This window comes from Microbacterium sp. UMB0228, assembly GCF_002871415.1.
GTDB lineage: Bacteria > Actinomycetota > Actinomycetes > Actinomycetales > Microbacteriaceae > Microbacterium.
Genome location: NZ_PNFU01000022.1, coordinates 1 through 332 on the forward strand (window position 1 = coordinate 1; position 332 = coordinate 332).

Sequence of the window (332 nt, forward strand, 5' to 3'; positions counted from 1 at the left end):
TTCACCGTTCGACTTGCATGTGTTAAGCACGCCGCCAGCGTTCATCCTGAGCCAGGATCAAACTCTCCGTAAAAAGAAATTGCATACGAACCGGGGAAAAACCGGAACGCAGCGAGTTTGATGCTGACCAAAGAGACGAATTCATTGCTGACTTCATCCGTTGCCAACCCCACAAAGAGGTTGGTCTTTGATCCAAAGGAATTCTCACCCAGCCGAAGCTAGACGAGGATAATTTGGCATTTGACAAGTGCACGCTGTTGAGTTCTCAAGGATCGGATGCTCCCACGACCCAGCCATCACAACCAGGCCCGCAGGGCAACTTCTCTATCTTA

The 332-nt window shown here is 50.3% G+C and carries 1 rRNA gene; it reads right to left on the minus strand.

The window, feature by feature from the left end:
* Nucleotides 1-73, minus strand: a 16S ribosomal RNA gene (locus CJ226_RS17755); the annotation flags it as partial.
* Nucleotides 74-332 lie beyond the last annotated feature (259 nt).